The sequence below is a fragment of the Kribbella sp. CA-294648 genome (assembly GCF_050943845.1).
GTDB lineage: Bacteria > Actinomycetota > Actinomycetes > Propionibacteriales > Kribbellaceae > Kribbella.
Window position 1 is genome coordinate 5,446,790 of sequence record NZ_CP191981.1, and the last position, 17,017, is coordinate 5,463,806.

Here is a 17,017-nt window from a genome sequence, read left to right on the forward strand (position 1 = left end):
ACCCCCACCCTAATCGAACCGCCGCGTGACTGCCGGACTCTTATGGGTATGAGCACACGAACAGCCACGCTGGGGGTGCCGCGGGTGGGAACGGAAGCCAGACGGGTCCAGCTGGCCGGGAGCGACCGCGAACTCTGGGAGCAACTACGGACCGGTGACGAGTCGGCCCTGACCGAACTCTTCCAGCGGCACAGCGACGCCGTCTACAACTTCGCGTTCCGCCGTACGTCGTCCTGGCCGGCCGCCGAAGACGTCGTCCAGGCAACCTTCCTCGCGCTGTGGCGACGGGCGCGGGCTCGCCGGATCGACCAACTGACCCTGGACACAGCCCGCCCACTGCTGCTGGTGATGGCCGGGCACGAGTGCGGCAACGTACTGCGCGCCTTCCGGCGGCAGTCGGCGCTGCGGGACCGGATCGAGCTGATCGACCCGACCGGGCCGGTCCCCGACCACTCGATCGCGGCGGCGGCGCGGATCGACGACGAACGCGCGATGAGCGACATCCGCCGCATCCTCGACCGGATCCCGGCCAAGCAGCGCGAGGTGGTCGAGCTCGTCGTCTGGTCGGAGTGCTCGATGGCCGACGCGGCCCGCGTGCTCGGCATCCCCGAAGGCACGGTCAAGTCCCGGCTCGCCCGGGCCCGGACCAGCCTGGCCGGACTTCTCGACCTTGGTGACCAGGAGGGCCTCAGATGATCAAGCAACTCCCGGCGGAGCGACCGCTCCCCCGCAAGCAGGACATCCTCGACCACGTTCTCGCCGACGACACCCGGCACCGCCGGCCCTGGCTCGTCCCGGTCGCTGCCGCCGCGTCGGTCGCGGTCGTCGCGGGCGGTCTCGTCTTCGCGACCTCCGGCCCGGAGGGCGAACCCGTACCGGCTCCGGCCGCTCGGACCACTCCGACGAAGCCGGCTACCGCGAAGCCCAAGCCGAAACCGACCGACGTACAGGTCAATGCAGGGCCGCTCAGTGCGGCCGAGGCGAACGCGCTGGCCGAGGCCTGCGTCCGGCAGGAGGGCCACCCACCCGGCCAGGTCGGTCAGGTGAGCCACGCGTTCAAGGTGCGGAAGTGGTCGGACCCGCGCAAGACCGAGAACTCGGTGGTCGTACTCGACAAGTCGAAACGCTTGATTTATGGCTGTGTCGGCTTCCCGACCGCCAAGTCGGTCACCGGCGAGACCGTCCAGGGGTTCGAGGCCGGGCTGATCGGCGGCGATCCGGTCGAGGCGCGCAAGACCAAGACGGTGATCAACCCGACGGACGCGACCCACCCCGCCGCACCGACCGACAGTGGTAGCAGCCGGTACTTCGTGGAGTTCGACAAGCTGCGGGACAAGTTGGCGACGGAGGCCTGGTACCGGGTGGACGAGCGGGTCGCCAAGATGCGGCAGCGGTTCGTGGTGAAGGGCAAGCCGGGCCCGTGGTTCGTCGGCGACGCGGTGGACGGCTACGTCTTCCTGCGCTCGTGGGACGAGTCGACGGCGCTCCAGCGCGGCGACGAGGTCCGGATCGAGACTCAGGTCCTGGCCGCCGACGGCAAACTGCTCGACGCTCCCGCGGACCAGATGGGCGGCGGCGGGCTCACCCCCAGCCCTGGCACCACCCGGGTGGACATCGGCCACGTCACGGACGACCCCAAGTACCCACCGATCAGAATCGACTTCAAGAACCGCTGAAGCGCAGGTCAGCTGACTTCGGCGTAGGCGGCGATGAGGAGGCTGGGGTCGGGGGCTTCGAGGATGGTGGGGCTGGCCAGGGCGTCGAGGATGACGAAGCGGAGGCGGTCGGCCCGGGTCTTCTTGTCCAGCTTCATCGCGTCCTGCAAGTGTGGCCAGGCGTCCGCGCGGTACTTGACCGGCAGTCCGAGCGACTCCAGTACTGCGCGGTGCCGGTCGGCCGTGGCGTCGTCGAGTTTGCTCGCCGCGCGGGCGAGCTCGGCGACGAACACCATCCCGATGCTGATCGCGGCACCGTGCCGCCACTTGTACCGCTCGACCCGCTCGATCGCGTGCCCGAGCGTGTGCCCGTAGTTCAGCGCTTCCCGCCCGACCCGCCCGCCGGCCGTGGTGGTCTTCTCGCGCAGATCCGCCCCGACCGAGTCGGCCTTGACCTGGATCGCGCGGGCGATCAGCTCCTCGGTGTGCTTGTACGCCGGTGACGACGCGCCCTCGGGGTCGGCCTCCACCAGGTCGAGGATGGCCGGATCGGCGATGAAGCCGCACTTCACCACCTCGGCCAGCCCGCTCACATAGTCGTTGCGGGGCAGGGTTTCCAGCGCGGCGAGGTCGCACAGCACGCCGGCCGGCTCCCAGAACGCGCCGACCAGGTTCTTGCCCTCGGCCGTGTTGATCCCGGTCTTGCCGCCGACGGCCGCGTCGACCATGCCGAGCAGCGTGGTCGGGATGTGCACCACCTTGACGCCCCGCAACCAGGTCGCCGCGACCAAGCCGGCCAGGTCGGTGGTGGTACCGCCGCCGATCGAGACGATCGCGTCCGACCGGGTGAAGCCGGCCTGGCCGAGCACCGACCAGCAGTACGCGAGCACCTCGGCGGACTTGGCCTCCTCGGCGTCGGGGATCTCGATCGCGTGCGCGGTGAAGCCGTCCGCGGTCAGGTCGTCGCGGATCGCGTCACCGCTGGTCCGCAGGGCCCGTGGGTGGATGACCGCCACCCGGCGCACGCTCTCGCCCAGCAGGCCGGGCAGTTCACCGAGCAGATTGTTGCCGATGACAACGTCGTACGGCGCCGCCGCCGCGACCGGGATCCGGCGGGTGCCGGGCTGGTCCGTCATGCGAGCTGCTCCAGGATCTCGTCGGCGATCTCCTCGGGCGCCCGGCCGTCGGTGCTCACCGTGTGCTTGGCGACCTCGGCGTACAGCGGCCGGCGGGCGTCCATCAGATTCTTCAACTGGGTCCGGACGTTGCCGAGCAGCAGCGGCCGGGCGACGCCGAGACCGACCCGCTTGGCAGCCTCGCCGACCGACACGTCGAGGAAGACCACGGTGTGGCCGGCCAGGTCGGCGCGGGTGTCCGGATCGAGGATCGCGCCGCCGCCGAGCGAGAGCAGGATGTCGTCGGCCGAGAGCGCCGCGACGATCGCGGCCCGCTCGAGCGCGCGGAAGGCGGGCTCACCGGAGTCGACGAAGATGTCGGAGATCGGCTTGCCGGCCTGCTGCTCGATATCGGTGTCGGTGTCGCGGTGGGTCTTGCCGAGCTTCGCCGCCAGCAGTTTCGCGACCGTCGACTTCCCCGAACCCGGCGGCCCCACCAGGACGACAACGGGCCCGGTCACTCGGTGCCCCACTCGCGCGGGGTGATCGTGCTGGGCAGGTTCGCCAGGTAGGACTGGTGGTTGCGGGCCGTCTCCGCCACCGAGTCGCCGCCGAACTTCTCGATCGACACGTCGGCGAGCACCAGCGCGACCATCGCCTCGGCGACGATCCCCGCGGCCGGTACGGCGCACACGTCGGAGCGCTGGTGATGCGCGGCCGCGGCCTCACCCGTCTGGGTGTCGATCGTCCGCAACGCCCGCGGGACGGTCGCGATCGGCTTCATCGCCGCGCGGACCCGCAACGTCTCGCCGGTGCTCATCCCGCCCTCGGTGCCACCCGAGCGACCGCTGGTCCGGCGTACCTCACCGTTGTCCGCGACGATCTCGTCGTGCGCCTTCGACCCCGGCGTCCGGGCCAGCTCGAAGCCGTCGCCGAGCTCCACACCCTTGATCGCCTGGATGCCCATCAGAGCACCGGCCAGCTTGGAGTCCAGCCGGCGGTCCCAGTGCACGTAGCTGCCGAGGCCCGGCGGCAGGCCGTCGACGATCACCTCGACGACGCCGCCGAGAGTGTCACCGGCCTTCTGCGCCTGGTCGATCTCGGCCACCATCTGCTTGCTCGCGTTCGGGTCCAGGCAGCGCACCGGGTCCTCGTCCAGCCGGGCGACGTCCGCGGCCGACGGGATCACGCCGTACGGCGCCTTGACCGTGCCGAGCTCGACGACGTGACTGACGATCGTCACGCCGTACACCTGCTTCAGGAACCGGGCCGCGACCTCACCGAGCGCCACTCGCGCCGCGGTCTCCCGCGCACTCGCTCGCTCCAGCACCGGACGGGCCTCGTCGAAGCCGTACTTCTGCATCCCCGCGAGGTCGGCGTGGCCGGGACGCGGCCGGGTCAGCGGCGCGTTCCGGGCCAGATCGGCCAGTACTGCGGGGTCGACCGGGTCAGCAGCCATCACCTGCTGCCACTTGGGCCACTCGGTGTTGCCGACCTGGATGGCGACCGGGCTGCCGAGCGAGAGCCCGTGCCGGAAGCCGCCGAGAAACGTCACCTCGTCCCGCTCGAACTTCATCCGGGCGCCGCGGCCATAGCCGAGACGACGACGAGCCAGGGCGTCGGCCACATCATCCGTGGTGACCTGGACGCCTGCGGGGAGACCTTCGAGTACGGCGACGAGCGCTTGTCCGTGCGACTCGCCGGCGGTGAGCCAGCGCAGCATGCCGCAATCCTCCCACGCCGCCACCGGCCCGCCTTCGGTGGTCTCGGCTGGCGGGCTCCTGGCGCACTAGCAAGCGGTACTGCGGCAGCGAGGCGAACTGGCTTTGAGACCGTACTTGGGATGGTGCTGGCGCTACCCCGACTAAAGTCGACGCGTGGAGAGACCAATGACGCGGACAGCTCAGGAGGCGTACCGGTCGCGGGTGCGGGGATGCCTGCTGGGTGGGGCGATCGGCGACGCGCTGGGTGGACCGGTGGAGTTCAACGACGGGCGGACGATCGTTGCCGCGCACCCCGATGGCGTCCGGGAGTTCGTTGCCGGTGGCCCCGGGTGGCCTGCCGGAACGGTCACCGACGACACCCAGATGACGTTGTTCACCGTCGAAGGGCTGATCCGGGCCGGCGTACGGACCGATCGTGGGATCGGGTTCACCGTGGCGGTCGTGCATCATGCCTACGACCGGTGGCTGGACACGCAGTTGCTGCCGGCGCCCAGTGGCGAGCGCGACGGGTGGTTGCAGGCGGAGCAGTGGCTGTATGCCCGGCGCGCTCCCGGCAACACATGTCTGTCGGCGTTGACCGATGCGCGCAAGGGCGGCAACAGCATCCCGCAATTCGGTGCCCAGGCCGCCAACGACTCCAAGGGATGCGGCGGCGTGATGCGGGTCGCCCCGTTCGGCCTGCTGCCCAGCAGGAACGTGGAGTGGGTCTTCGACTCGGCTGCAGAGGCCGCCGGCTACACGCACGGCCACGTCACCGGCAAGCTCGCCTCGGGCGCCCTCGCCGCGATCGTCTACGAGCTCAACCAGGGCGCTGAGCTCGAAACCGCCCTCGACTCGACACAAGCCCTCCTGGCAACCAAACCAGGCCATGAAGAGACCAGTACTGCGCTCGCTGCCGCACGTGAGCTGGCTGCGGGCGACCTCGGCGCCGGGCCGGTCACGGTCGAACTACTCGGCGGCGGCTGGATCGCCGAGGAGGCACTGGCCATCGGCGTGTACTGCGCACTGAAGTATCCCGAGCCCGACCAGTTCCTCGACGCCCTCGCGCTTGCGGTCACCCACTCAGGTGACAGCGACTCCACCGGAGCGATCTGCGGCAACATCCTCGGCGTACGCCACGGAGAGACCGCCCTCCCCGCAGAGCTGGTCTTCGGCGTCGAAGGCCGCGGCGCGATCCTGCAACTCGCCGACGACCTCGCTCTGGAGTTCACCCAGGCTCACCGGCTGCACGGCGACTACGGCCCGCACACCGCGTGGCGCGACCGCTACCCGGGCTGGTGAACAGCAAGCCGGGACGCCCAGCCCGTCCCCCGAGGATCAGGCCCGGCGTCCCGGCCAGTACGTGGCCGGCTACCCGGCCGGCTCGATCGAAAGCTTGTGCCGGAACACATTACGCGGGTCCCAGGTCGCTTTCACCCGCTGCAGCCGGGCGTAGTTGCCTTGGTAATACAGCTCACTCCACGGCACGCCGGACTTGTTGTAGCGCGGATCGGCCAGATCCACGTCCGGGTAGTTGATGTAGGACCCGGCGTTGGTCTCGTTCGGCACCGGCACCCCGCCGGTCGCGGCGTACAGGTCCTCGTACAGCTTCCGCGCCCAGCCGATCTGTACCTCGTCCTGGCCCGGATCGTCCCAGGTCGCAGTGAGCACCATCTTCGCCATCACGTCGCGCTGCACGGTCGCCGTCGCGGCGGGCGGCACGGTGTTCACCTTCCCGCCGTATGGGATGAACAGGACCGACGAGCCGGGTGCGGCGACCGACTTCGGGTCGCTGAGGTTGTCGTAGAGCAGCTTCAGCTGCGCGTCGGTGTAGCCCTTGCGCAGGTAGCCCGCCTTGAACTTGCTCCGCTTCGGCGCGATGTCCTCGGCGATCGAGCGCTGCATGGTCAGGTGCAGGAACGGGCCCTCCGGGACGTCGATCACCTGCGGCGCCGGGCTCACCCCCTCGAGCATCGCGGCGTTGAACGCCTTCAGCAGGCCGGCCGCGTTCGGCACCGACGCGTCCAGCTGGGTGGAGAGCAGGAAGCTGCCCGCGGCGGCCGTCGTCAGGATGAAGGGGCTGTAGAGCGTCGCGTACGGCGAGTCGGCGGTGTTGTTCCGCTCGAAGAAGTCGAACCAGTTGCGCAGCGTCCGGACGAAGCCGTCGGAGGTGATCGTCTTCCAGTCGTAGATCAGGATGCTGGACAGCAGCGAAGCAGGTGCCTTGGGCAACAAACGTGAGGGGTCGGTGCCGCGCGCACCGGCCGTGCGCATCAGGTACCGGACGATCACGCCGAAGTTGCCGCCACCACCGCCGGTGTGGGCCCACCACAGGTCCTTGTACTGGTTGTCCATGGTGGCGACCACGGAGCGGGCCCGGCCCTTCGCGTCCACGACCACCACCTCCACGCCGTACAGGTGGTCGACGACCGACCCGTACTTGCGCGACAGCGGGCCGTACCCGCCACCGCTGAAGTGGCCGCCGACGCCGACACCGAGGCAGCCGCCGCCGGGAACGGTGACGCCCCAGCCGTAGAAGAGTGCCTTGTAGACGGTCTCGAGCGTCGCGCCGGCGCCGATGGAGAAGGCGTTGTAGCGCTCGTCGAAGCTGACTTCGTCGTACTGCGACATGTCGAGCAGCACCTCGACCTCGCTGTGGTCGACGAAGTCCTCGAAACAGTGCCCGCCACCACGGACGGCGATCCGCTTGTTGGTGCGCACCGCCTCCTGGACGGCCTGGACGGCATCGTCGGCGGAGCGGATCACTCGTACGTAGTCCGGCTGGGCGACGAAGCGACGGTTGGTGCCGCGCTGCACCAGATCCTGGTAGCGGGCATCGGTCGGACGGATCTTGGCGCTGCTGACTCCCCCTGCGGTGGCAGCGGCAGTGGACGCAGAGGCAGTGGACGCAGTGGCGGTGGCGGCGGGAATGCTGAGGGCGGCTCCGGCGGCGATTCCTCCGGACAGCAGGCCCCTTCGGCTGACTGGTGACATGGCCAGAACCCTAGGTAAGCGGTTGCCCCTGCGGCATCACCCTGGAGACGGACTACCGAAGTCCCCCGATCAGCCGAGGTACAGGTTCTCCAGCGGCTGACCTGCCAGTACGCCGATCAGCGCGCCGACCAGCATGAACGGCCCGAACGGGAACAACTGCTTGCGTTTGAGCACCTTCGCCGCGGTCAGCGCGACCCCGATCACCGCGCCGAGGAAGAACCCGCCGTACAGGCCGAGAATCAGTTCGCCCCAGCCGAGCCAGCCCAGCGCGATGCTGAGCAGCCCGGACAGCCGGACGTCGCCGAAGCCGACCCCGCGGGGAAACACGTACCAGAGCAGGTAGAACGCCCCGAAGCCGATCACACCCGCGATCGCCGCCCGGCGCAGCGATCCCCACTCCCCCGACACCGAGGCGCCGGCCACCAGAGCGAGGCCGACGATCGCGTACGACGGCCAGATGATCGCCGACGGCAGGTATCTCGTCCGCATGTCGATGTAGCCGAGGACAGACCCGACGACGGCGAGGATCAACCAAGCGGCCAGCCCTGCCGAAGTCCCCAACGTCCAGCCGAGCAACCCGCCGGCCACAGCAGCCAGGCCGCCACACCAGTACGCCGCCCTGGTGGCGACGCCTTGCCCCGCGAGCTCGGCGTACGGGGTCTTGGTGTCGCCCTCTTCCAGCACGGGCTCGGGAATCCGGCGCATCAGCCAGGGACCGAGCGCGAACGCGACTGGTCCGCAGAGCACCACCCCGGCCCCTGCGGCGAGCACTGCGTTGTCACCCGGCACGATCCAGGAGCCTAGACGATCGGACCACCGCACGGCTTCCTGGTCGGGCCGGCCTGTGGACGAACCTGTCAGGAAGTCTTCACGACGCGGCGGGCGATCAGCGCGGCGATGATGCCGAGCAGCAGCAGACCGGTGAAGACCACCGCGAGCGTGGTCCAGCGGCCTTCGTTCACGGTCACGTAGGTGACCCGCTGGAACTCGTCGTCGGTGGCGGCCTGGGTGAACTCGAAGTCGCCGGTGATCCGGCCCGGCTCGTCGTACGTCGCCGAGTACGCGGTCAGGAACGACTTCGGCCCGGCCAGTTGCGGCTGGCTCTCGTTCCCGACCCGGCCGGCGTACAGGAGCTCGGGTTTGACCGCCGGGTCGGGCAGCTTCGAGGTGTCGACCCGGTACGGCGCCACGACGTACACGGTCACCGTCTGGGCGGTCGTCGCGCCTTTGCTCAACCGCATCGGGTAGACGATCCGCGGCGAGGCGAAGGTCAGCCGCAGCGGCGGGGTCGAGCCGGTCATCGGAGTGCCGTCGTCCTTCGGCGCGAGCTTGACCGCGACGATCTCCCACTTCTCGGTCAGGTACGGCGTCAGGTTGCCGGCCAGACTGTCCGGTACGACGTACCCGTTGGTGCGCAGCCAGCCGGTCACCGCTGTCGCACTCGAGCCACCCAGCCGCGCGACCTCGAACGGCCCGAGCCGCATCTGCTCGCGCACGTTGACGCCGGCGCCTGCCGTGGGAGCACCGGCACCGTCGCCCCGGCCGCCGAAACCGACATCGCGGAACGGCCAATAGGTCTTGCGGGTCACGACCTTCGGCCGGGTCATCGACTGCAACCGCCAGAACAGCGTCTCGTCGCCTAGCTGGACCTTCGCCGCGGCCGGCACCGGCATGATCCAGGCCGCCTTCTGCGACTGGCCCTGGACGGACATCGACAACACGATCTCCTCCTGGCCGTTGTCGTAGCGGACCAGTGCGTTCTCGCCGTACACCCGGGCCCGGGACTCCTTGTCCGGCAGATAGCCGCCGCAGGCACAGGCCCAGGCAGGTGAGATGCCCGCACTCACGAAGACGAACACCAGCACACCAGCGACCAACCGCCACAGCTTCATGGCCGAAGGCTAGCGGTGCGCCGGATCAGACGATCGTGTAGGCAGTGCGGAAGAAGTTGGTCGGGTCGTACTTCTTCTTGACCGCCTGCAGCCGGGCGTAGTTGGCGCCGTAGTAGCTGGTGACGGATCGGCCGGTCTCCAGGTAGTTCACGTAGCCGCCGGCGGTCGACGGGCGTACTGCGCGATGCCCGTTGGTGATGAAGGTCTGGGCCGCCCTGAGCTGAGCCGAGGTCGGGTGCGCGGCCAGTCCGGAGTACCACTGGACAACGCCGACCGCGGAACGCCAGCCCCACGACGATCCACCCGAAGGCACCTTCGCTGCCTGGCCGCCGAGCGGGTCCATGATCGCCACGGCGGGGAGCTTCGCCCTGGCCGCCGCCTTCACCGCGCCCACCAAAGCGGCGATGGTCGGCTCGGTCAGCGGCTTCAGTACGTCGGAGCCGGCCAGGAAGCCCTGCCGCGCGCTGGTCGTCCCGCCACCGAGGTACTTCACCGCCTCCATATGGGTGCGGACCGCGAAGCTGCGGGTGGTCGCCTTGACCTTGACGTAGGACTCCAACTGCGCCGCGGCGGCCGCGCCGTTGCCGGTGGTCGAGACGCCGAGCACGGTGACCCCGAGCGTTCCGTTGCTCTGCGCAACGATGCGCAGGTTGGCCCAGGCGGTGATCGGCGCGGCCACGGCGAACTTCTGCCAGCCGCGGACGACGTCGGCCGCCCGGGACTCCGGCCAGGTCAGCCGGAAGAAGCCGAGCTTCGTCGCCGGGATCGTGATCAGCTTGAACGAGGTCACGATGCCGAGGTTGCCGCCGCCACCGCCGCGCAGCGCCCAGAACAGGTCGGGGTCGGAGGTCGCGCTGACGTTGCGGGCCACGCCGTCGGCGGTGATCACGCCCAGCGACTGGATCCGGTCGCAGGTCAGACCGAAGGCGCGGGTGTGCACGCCCAGCCCGCCGCCGAGGGTGAGCCCGGCGATCCCGACGGTCGGGCAGGTCCCGGTCGGCAGGGACTTGCCGTGCTTGTCGAGGAACGCGTGCACGTCGTACAACTTGGCACCAGCGCCGACGGTGAGCACGTTGCCCGCGTAGCTCATGCTCCGCATCGCGCTGACGTCGACGACCAGGCCGTTGCTGACCGTCGAGGCACCGACGTAGGAGTGCCCGCCGCTCTTCGGTACCGAGACGAGCCGGTTCTTCCGCGCGAACAGGATCGCGGCGCGGACGTCGTTACCCCCGGCGGCCCGGACGACGGCGGCCGGCTGGACGGAGTCCCAGCGCGGGTTGAAGAGCTGTCGCACGGTCGGATAGCCGGGCTGACCTGGCCGGTACACCCTGCCCTTGAGGCTACGCTGGAACGCGGTCCAGTCCGGCCCGGCCGTCGTACCGGTCGTGTGGGCGGAGCCGGCGTGGGCCGGGGTGCTACCGGTGGTGGTCAGCGTGGCGGCGGCCAGCGCTCCACCGGCTTTCAGCAGGGTTCGGCGGTCAATGTGGCTCACGCTCGTCCAGCTCCTCACGCGCGGCGGCTCTCATGGCAGCCAACGGAGCCGGCGACCTCCCCGTCATCATCTCGACTTGGAGGGTCGCCTGGTGCACGAGCAGGTCAAGGCCGTTCAACAGCTCTGTACCGATCCGGTGCGCCGCGATCGCCAGCTGCGTCGGCCACGGGTGGTACGCCACGTCGAAAACCACCGGAGCCACCTGGGCGAAGTGCTCGGCCCACGGATCGACCGCTCCACCCGGCAGCGTGGAGACGCACAGGTCGAAGCCACCGATCTGCTCGACCTGCGCGAAGTCCGCCACCGAGGTGGTCAGCCCCAGCTCGGCCGCGAGATCGCGAAGCCGCTCGGCCTTCGCCGGGTCGCGCACGACCAGCGTGACCTCACTGACCTTCAGCCCCCGCAACGCGGCGAGCGTCGACGCCGCCGTCGCTCCCCCACCCAGTACGACGGCCGTGTCCGCGCCGGTGATCCCCCGCTCGGCGAAGGCCGCCACCAGACCCGGTACGTCGGTGTTGTGCGCCGACCGGGAGCCGTCGGGTTCGAACAGCATCGTGTTCGCCGCACCGATCAGCTCGGCAACCGGATCGACGGCGTCGACCAGGTCGAGCGCGACCCGTTTCAGCGGCATCGTGAGGGACAGGCCCCGGACGTCATCACCCAACGTGCTCAGGAAGGTCCGCAACTCGTCCTCGCCGACCTCGAAGGCGTCGTACCGCCAGTCGAGGCCGAGCTCGGCGTACGCCGCCCGGTGCATGGCCGGCGAGAGGGAGTGCGCGATCGGGCTACCGAGCACGGCACACCGGGTCATCCACACCTGCCGGGGTGGGCCGCGCACCAGGTCTGCAGCTTCTTCACGTTGTTCTGGTGCTCTTCGCCGGTGTTCGCGAACACGGTCTCACCGGTGTCGAGGTTGACCAGGGTGAAGTACATCCAGCCACCCGCCGCCGGGTTCAGCGCCGCCCGCAGGGTGTCCTTGTCGGGCGAGTTGATCGGCGTCGGCGGCAGCCCGGCGTACTTGTAGGTGTTGTACGGCGAATCCGTGTCGCGCTGCTCCTTCGACGTGAAGACGCCACCGCTGCGGCCGACCACGTAGTGGATGGTCGAGTCCATCTGCAGCTTCTTGCCCGCCTGCAGCCGGTTGTAGATCACCCGGGCGACCTTGGCGTAGTCCTCCTTGCGGTTCGTCTCGGCGCCGATGATGCTCGCGACGATGACGGCCTGGTAGGGATCGAGCTTCTTGCGGCTGGCGGTCTGGGCCAGCTGCAACTCACCCGCGGTCTTGCTGAACCGGGCGGTGGCCATCCGCAGGATCAGGTTCGCGTTCGCGTCCTTGGGGATGTCGTAGGTGCCCGGGAACAGGAAGCCCTCCGGGTTGCCCTTCGCGAAGGTGGGCAGCCGCAGCGTCTGCGGCCGGTCCATCGCGGCCTTGGCGGCACCGGCCGGCAGCTTGACCGCCTTCGACTTCTGCAGCAGGTCGACGATCTCCGCCTTGGTCCGGGCCGGCGGGATGGTGAACCGGGTGACCAGCACCGACTTCGCCGTGTCCAGCAGCAGCTCGAGAGCAGCCTTGGCCGACATCTCCTTCTTCAGCGTGTAGGTGTTGGCCTGGATCTTCTTGGACCGGGGATCGTCGCGGGCGACCCGCTCGAACGCCTTGGCGCTCTTCACCACGCCCTTCTTCTCCAGCGTGTCCGCGATCGCCTGGGAGCTCTGCCCGCTGCTGATCTCGACGGTGACGGTGCTGGTGCCGGTGCCCTCGTAGTCCGGGGCGGCGAACACCTTCTCCAGCGCGTCGCGGCCCTTGCCGAAGCCGATCACCAGGCCCGCGACCAGGGCGCCGACGACCATCAGCGAGATCAGACCGGCGAAGCAGCCGAACCCGCGCTTGGCCCGGGTCTTGCGCCGGTGCGCCCGGCGCTCGGCCCTGCCCTCCGGGCGCAGGCCGAGATCTTCGTCCAGGTCGTCGCTCAAGTCATCACGGTCTTGGTTCACCGATGTTCCGTTCACAGGGGCCTCCCGGGTGGGTTGCCGGTCTCACGCTCGACTTCGAGCGCGTGTTGCAGAATCACGACCGCCGCGGCCTGGTCGACCACGGCCCGCCGCTTGGAACCCTTCTTACCCCGTTCGCGCAGCATCCGTTCGGCGGTGACCGTGGTGAACCGCTCGTCCACCAGCCGTAACTGAGCCGGCACGTCCGCCTTCGCCAGCAGCTCGGTGAGCTGGGCGCAGGTCGCCCGGATCTTGGCCGCGGCGGGCCCTTCCCCACCGGACAACGACCGAGGCAACCCGACCACCACCTCGAACGCCTCCAACTCGACGACCAGCCCGACAACGCGCTCCAGCGCACCGGGTCCGACCCGGACAGTCTCCACCGGAGTAGCAAGAATCCCGTGCGGATCCGAACTGGCGACCCCGATCCGGGCATCCCCGACATCCAACGCCACCCGCACGCCCCGGCGCACTAGTGTGCCCCACCACAGGAGCACCGCACGCGGCTGCGCCGCGCACTGTGCTGAAAAGAAGCAGCCGCTGCGCCCGGCGCCTCCGCGCTTCCGCGCGGCGTGGGGGTGTGAGGGCGGGACATGGCTACCCGGTTACTAGTTGGCCGATGGCGTGTTCGACCGCGCTGAGGGCTTGGGGGGCTCCGGCGGGGTCGGTGCCGCCGCCCTGGGCTACGTCGTCCTTGCCGCCGCCTCGGCCGCCGAGCTGCTCGGCGGCGACGCGGACCAGGTCGCCGGCCTTCAGGCGCCACTCGCGCGCCGTGTCGTTCAGCGCGACGACCACGCCGGGCTTGCCGTCGTTGACGCTCAGTACCGCGACGACGGCCGGCTTGTCGGCCGGCATCCGGCCGCGGACGTCGAGCGCCAGCTTGCGCAGGTCACCACCGTTCACGCCGTCCGGCGCCCGGTGACCGACGTACGCGACGCCGAACACGTCCTTCGGGTTCTTGGCCAGCTCCGCCCCGGCAGCCAGCACCTGACCCGCGCGGATCCGCTCCAGCTCCTTCTCCGCCACCCGCAGCCGCTCGGCCAGGTCAGCCACCTTCGCGGGCAGCTCCTCCGGACGCGTCTTCAGGTTCTCCGACAGCAGCCGCACCAGGGCCCGCTCGCGACCCAGGTAGTGCAGCGCCTCCATCCCGACGAACGCCTCCAGCCGGCGAACACCGGCGCCGACCGACGACTCGCCCGTCACGGTCAGCGCACCGACCTGCGAGGAGTGCTTGACGTGCGTCCCACCGCAGAGCTCACGCGACCACGGCCCGCCGATCTCGACCACGCGGACCGAGTCGTCGTACGTCTCGCCGAACAGCGCCAGCGCACCCCACTCCCGCGCCTCCGGCAGCGACATGTACTGCGCCGAGACGGGCAGGTCCTGCCGGACGGCGAGGTTCGCCACTTCCTCGATCTCGCTGCGGGTCGCCTGGTCCAGCGACGACGACCACGCGAAGTCGAGCCGCAGGTAGCCGGGCTTGTTGTACGAACCGCTCTGCAACGCGGTCGGGCCGAGCACCTGCCGCAGCGCGGCATGCACGACGTGCGTGCCGGAGTGCGCCTGGCAAGCCGAGATGCGCCACTCCTTGTCGACCTCGGCGTGCACGTCCAGACCAGGCTGGAGCACACCCTCGACGACCTCGACCCGGTGCACGATCAGGCCCTTGACCGGCCGCTGGACGTCGAGCACCTTCAGCTTGAAGCCGTCGCCGACGATCAGGCCCTCGTCGGCGATCTGGCCACCCGACTCCGCGTAGAACGGGGTCTTCTCGAGCACGACCTCGACGGTCTCGCCCTGCTCGGCGGCGGGCGCCACCACGCCTTCACGCAGTACGCCGCGGATCTGCGAGTCGGTCGCCAGTTCGTCGTACCCGGTGAACTCGGTGACGCCCTTCTCGCGCAGCTCCCGATACCCCGAGGTGTCCGCGTGACCGGCCTTCTTGGCCCGGGCGTCCGCCTTGGCCCGCTCGCGCTGTTCCTTCATCAGCGAGCGGAAGCCCTCGGTGTCGACCTGCAGGCCCTGCTCGGCGGCCATCTCGACGGTCAGGTCGATCGGGAAACCGTACGTGTCGTGCAACTGGAAGGCCTGGTTGCCGGCCAGCTGAGCGCCGCCGTCGGCCTTCAGGTTCTTCACCGCCAGGTCGAAGATGCTCGTGCCGGCGGTGAGGGTCCGCCGGAAGGCGTCCTCCTCGGCGTACGCGATCTGGCTGATCCGCGGGAAGTCCGCTTCCAGCTCGGGGTACGACTTCTTCATCTGCTCCAGGCTGGTCGGCAGCAGCTCGACCAGGCTCGGGTCCTCGTAGCCGAGCAGACGCATCGAGCGGATCGAGCGGCGCAGCAGCCGGCGCAGGACGTAGCCGCCCTGCTCGTTGCCCGGGGTGACGCCGTCGCCGATCAGCATCAGCGCGCTGCGGACGTGGTCCGCGATCACCCGGAAACGGACGTCGTCGACCTGGTCGGCGCCGTACTTGCGGCCGCTCAGCTCGGACGCCTTCTCGATCACCGGGTAGATCTCGTCGATCTCGTACATGTTGTCGACGCCCTGCAGCAGGTACGCGACCCGCTCCAGGCCCAGCCCGGTGTCGATGTTCTTCTTCGGCAGCTCGCCGAGGATCGGGTAGCCCTCCTTGCCGCCACCCTCACCGCGGATGTTCTGCATGAAGACCAGGTTCCAGAACTCCAGGTACCGGTCGCCGGCCTCCCAGTCCCGGTCGGCGCCGAACTCCGCGCCGCGGTCGATCAGGATCTCCGAGCACGGGCCGCACGGACCCGGGATGCCCATCGACCAGAAGTTGTCCTTCATCCCGAGCCGGACGATCCGGTCGTCGGGCAGCCCGGCGACCCGCTTCCAGATGTCGATCGCCTCGTCGTCCTCGTAGTACACCGAGGCGTACAGGACCGACTCGTCGAAACCGTAGCCGCCCTCGCTCTGCGGCTTGGTGACCAGCTCCCAGGCGTACTGGACGGCTTCTTCCTTGAAGTAGTCGCCGAAGGAGAAGTTGCCGTTCATCTGGAAGAACGTGCCGTGCCGGGTGGTCTTGCCGACCTCCTCGATGTCGAGGGTCCGGACACACTTCTGCACGCTGGTGGCGCGCGCGTACGGCGGCGTCTGCTGGCCGACGAAGTACGGGACGAACTGGGCCATCCCGGCGACGTTGAACAACAGGTTCGGGTCCGGCGACGGCAACGGCGCGCTCGGCACCACGGTGTGCTCGCGGTCTTCGAAGTACTTCAGGAACCGCCGGCGAACTTCACTGGTTTCCATGGGTGTTACCGGTAGTCCTCACGTTCGTTTGCTGCTGTGTCTATCCCGAGCGCGTCGCGCAGCTCGGTTTCCCGCTCGGCCATGCCGGCCCGTACCTCGTCGCCGAAGTGCCGGATCGCGCTGGCCACCTTCTCGGCCGACTGCTGCAGGCTCTCCGGCGCGAGCACCTGGGCCCGCTTCTTCAACCGGGTCACCGCGTAGACGCCGACCGCGGTGCCGATGATGAACCACAGGATCCGCTTCACAGTGCGTCACCGCGCTTCTTCGCCTTGCGTTCGGCCTTCATCTCGTCCTTCACCCGGCGGGACACGTCCCGGCGCTGGTTCTCTCCCAGTGCCCGGCGGACGCCGTAGGTGAACGCGGCCGCCTTCACCAACGGACCACCCGCGGTCGCCGCGAACAAGGACGCGAGCGCGGCCGCGTTGGTCGTCACGGTGGTCGCGTTGTCGGTGATCGTGTCGACCTTCGCCAGTTGCGCATTGGTGGTGGCGACAGTGGTGGTCACCTCGCCCAGCAACGGCACGCTGGAGTCGGACACGCCCTTCACCATGATCCGGGTCTCGTCGAACACCTTGCCCAGCTTCAGGATCGGATAGGCCAGCAGGCCCACCAGGATGAGCAGTGCGCAGGCCGCTATCAGCCCCGCGACTTCACCGACGCTCATGGTTACGATCCACCTTCCGTTCGACTGCCCGTCCCGTGGCCCCGGGTACCCAGGGACCTTATCGCGCGGGTAGCACAGTCCCCGTCACAGGGACACCCTCGCTGCGGTGTCAGCTACCCGGCCATCGGCGACGGCGTAGCCGGCACCATCCCGGTGAAAGCACCGATCAGGTCGAGTGACCTCGGCCGGGTCCACCGGAATGATGCGGCTCACTCCGCGGACGGGAATAGGCCGGGCTACGGG

General features: G+C 69.5%; 16 protein-coding genes. 3 read left to right on the forward strand and 13 right to left on the reverse strand.

All coding sequences use genetic code 11. The features are described 5' to 3' along the window. The first annotated feature begins 48 nt into the window (after positions 1–48). Together ACQPYM_RS25735 and ACQPYM_RS25740 are read left to right on the forward strand one after the other, a co-directional pair. Complete coding sequence (locus tag ACQPYM_RS25735; protein ID WP_433004826.1) at positions 49–696, forward strand: RNA polymerase sigma factor; 648 nt, start codon at positions 49–51, stop codon at positions 694–696. Further along, the gene (locus tag ACQPYM_RS25740) at positions 693–1,676 is read left to right on the forward strand and encodes a hypothetical protein (RefSeq protein WP_433004829.1); all 984 of its coding nucleotides are present in this window, start codon (positions 693–695) and stop codon (positions 1,674–1,676) included. The genes ACQPYM_RS25735 and ACQPYM_RS25740 overlap by 4 nt, the downstream gene beginning before the upstream one ends. An 8-nt stretch (positions 1,677–1,684) precedes the next feature. Here the strand turns inward: ACQPYM_RS25740 and aroB are convergent, their stop codons facing one another. From aroB to aroC, 3 genes are read right to left on the reverse strand one after another with little or no spacing between them, the layout of a single operon-like run. Continuing rightward, a complete protein-coding gene (gene aroB, locus ACQPYM_RS25745; RefSeq protein ID WP_433004831.1) occupies positions 1,685–2,791 on the reverse strand; it encodes a 3-dehydroquinate synthase in 1,107 nt (368 codons plus the stop codon). After that, positions 2,788–3,291, reverse strand: a complete 504-nt coding sequence (locus tag ACQPYM_RS25750; protein ID WP_433004834.1) for a shikimate kinase — start codon at positions 3,289–3,291, stop codon at positions 2,788–2,790. The genes aroB and ACQPYM_RS25750 overlap by 4 nt, the downstream gene beginning before the upstream one ends. Continuing rightward, positions 3,288–4,493 (reverse strand): chorismate synthase, encoded by a 1,206-nt coding sequence (aroC, locus tag ACQPYM_RS25755; RefSeq protein ID WP_433004836.1) that lies wholly within the window; start codon positions 4,491–4,493, stop codon positions 3,288–3,290. The genes ACQPYM_RS25750 and aroC overlap by 4 nt, the downstream gene beginning before the upstream one ends. A gap of 166 nt (positions 4,494–4,659) precedes the next feature. On the opposite strand from aroC, the gene ACQPYM_RS25760 reads away from it, so the two are divergent. Further along, positions 4,660–5,775 carry an ADP-ribosylglycohydrolase family protein gene (locus ACQPYM_RS25760; protein ID WP_433004839.1) on the forward strand — a complete coding sequence of 372 codons (1,116 nt, stop codon included), beginning with the start codon at positions 4,660–4,662 and terminating at the stop codon, positions 5,773–5,775. A 69-nt stretch (positions 5,776–5,844) separates the two neighbouring features. Here the strand turns inward: ACQPYM_RS25760 and ACQPYM_RS25765 are convergent, their stop codons facing one another. The 10 genes from ACQPYM_RS25765 to ACQPYM_RS25810 all read right to left on the reverse strand — a co-directional run bounded on the left by ACQPYM_RS25765 (position 5,845) and on the right by ACQPYM_RS25810 (position 16,774). Then, a complete protein-coding gene (locus tag ACQPYM_RS25765; protein WP_433004842.1) occupies positions 5,845–7,467 on the reverse strand; it encodes an FAD-binding protein in 1,623 nt (540 codons plus the stop codon). 69 nt (positions 7,468–7,536) lie between these two features. Further along, a complete protein-coding gene (locus ACQPYM_RS25770; protein ID WP_433004845.1) occupies positions 7,537–8,256 on the reverse strand; it encodes a prepilin peptidase in 720 nt (239 codons plus the stop codon). Positions 8,257–8,324: 68 nt separating this feature from the next. Continuing rightward, positions 8,325–9,359: a DUF2330 domain-containing protein gene (locus ACQPYM_RS25775; RefSeq protein ID WP_433004848.1), complete on the reverse strand. Its 1,035-nt coding sequence runs from the start codon at positions 9,357–9,359 to the stop codon at positions 8,325–8,327. 25 nt (positions 9,360–9,384) lie between these two features. Next, positions 9,385–10,851 carry an FAD-binding oxidoreductase gene (locus ACQPYM_RS25780; RefSeq protein WP_433004851.1) on the reverse strand — a complete coding sequence of 489 codons (1,467 nt, stop codon included), beginning with the start codon at positions 10,849–10,851 and terminating at the stop codon, positions 9,385–9,387. Continuing rightward, positions 10,838–11,662, reverse strand: coding sequence for a shikimate dehydrogenase (locus tag ACQPYM_RS25785; protein WP_433004854.1), 825 nt, complete (start codon positions 11,660–11,662; stop codon positions 10,838–10,840). The genes ACQPYM_RS25780 and ACQPYM_RS25785 overlap by 14 nt, the downstream gene beginning before the upstream one ends. Further along, positions 11,659–12,825, reverse strand: a complete 1,167-nt coding sequence (gene mltG / locus ACQPYM_RS25790; RefSeq protein WP_433004857.1) for an endolytic transglycosylase MltG — start codon at positions 12,823–12,825, stop codon at positions 11,659–11,661. Before mltG ends, ACQPYM_RS25785 begins: the two co-directional genes overlap by 4 nt. Positions 12,826–12,857: 32 nt before the next feature. Beyond that, entirely contained in the window at positions 12,858–13,316 is a 459-nt protein-coding gene (ruvX, locus tag ACQPYM_RS25795; protein ID WP_433004860.1) for a Holliday junction resolvase RuvX, read from the reverse strand. A gap of 124 nt (positions 13,317–13,440) precedes the next feature. Next, a complete protein-coding gene (alaS, locus tag ACQPYM_RS25800) occupies positions 13,441–16,110 on the reverse strand; it encodes an alanine--tRNA ligase (protein WP_433004863.1) in 2,670 nt (889 codons plus the stop codon). A gap of 5 nt (positions 16,111–16,115) precedes the next feature. Continuing rightward, a complete protein-coding gene (locus ACQPYM_RS25805) occupies positions 16,116–16,355 on the reverse strand; it encodes a DUF6167 family protein (RefSeq protein WP_433004866.1) in 240 nt (79 codons plus the stop codon). Beyond that, on the reverse strand, positions 16,352–16,774 hold the full coding sequence (locus ACQPYM_RS25810; protein ID WP_433004869.1) for a DUF948 domain-containing protein: 423 nt from the start codon (positions 16,772–16,774) through the stop codon (positions 16,352–16,354). The genes ACQPYM_RS25805 and ACQPYM_RS25810 overlap by 4 nt, the downstream gene beginning before the upstream one ends. Positions 16,775–17,017: the final 243 nt, after the last annotated feature.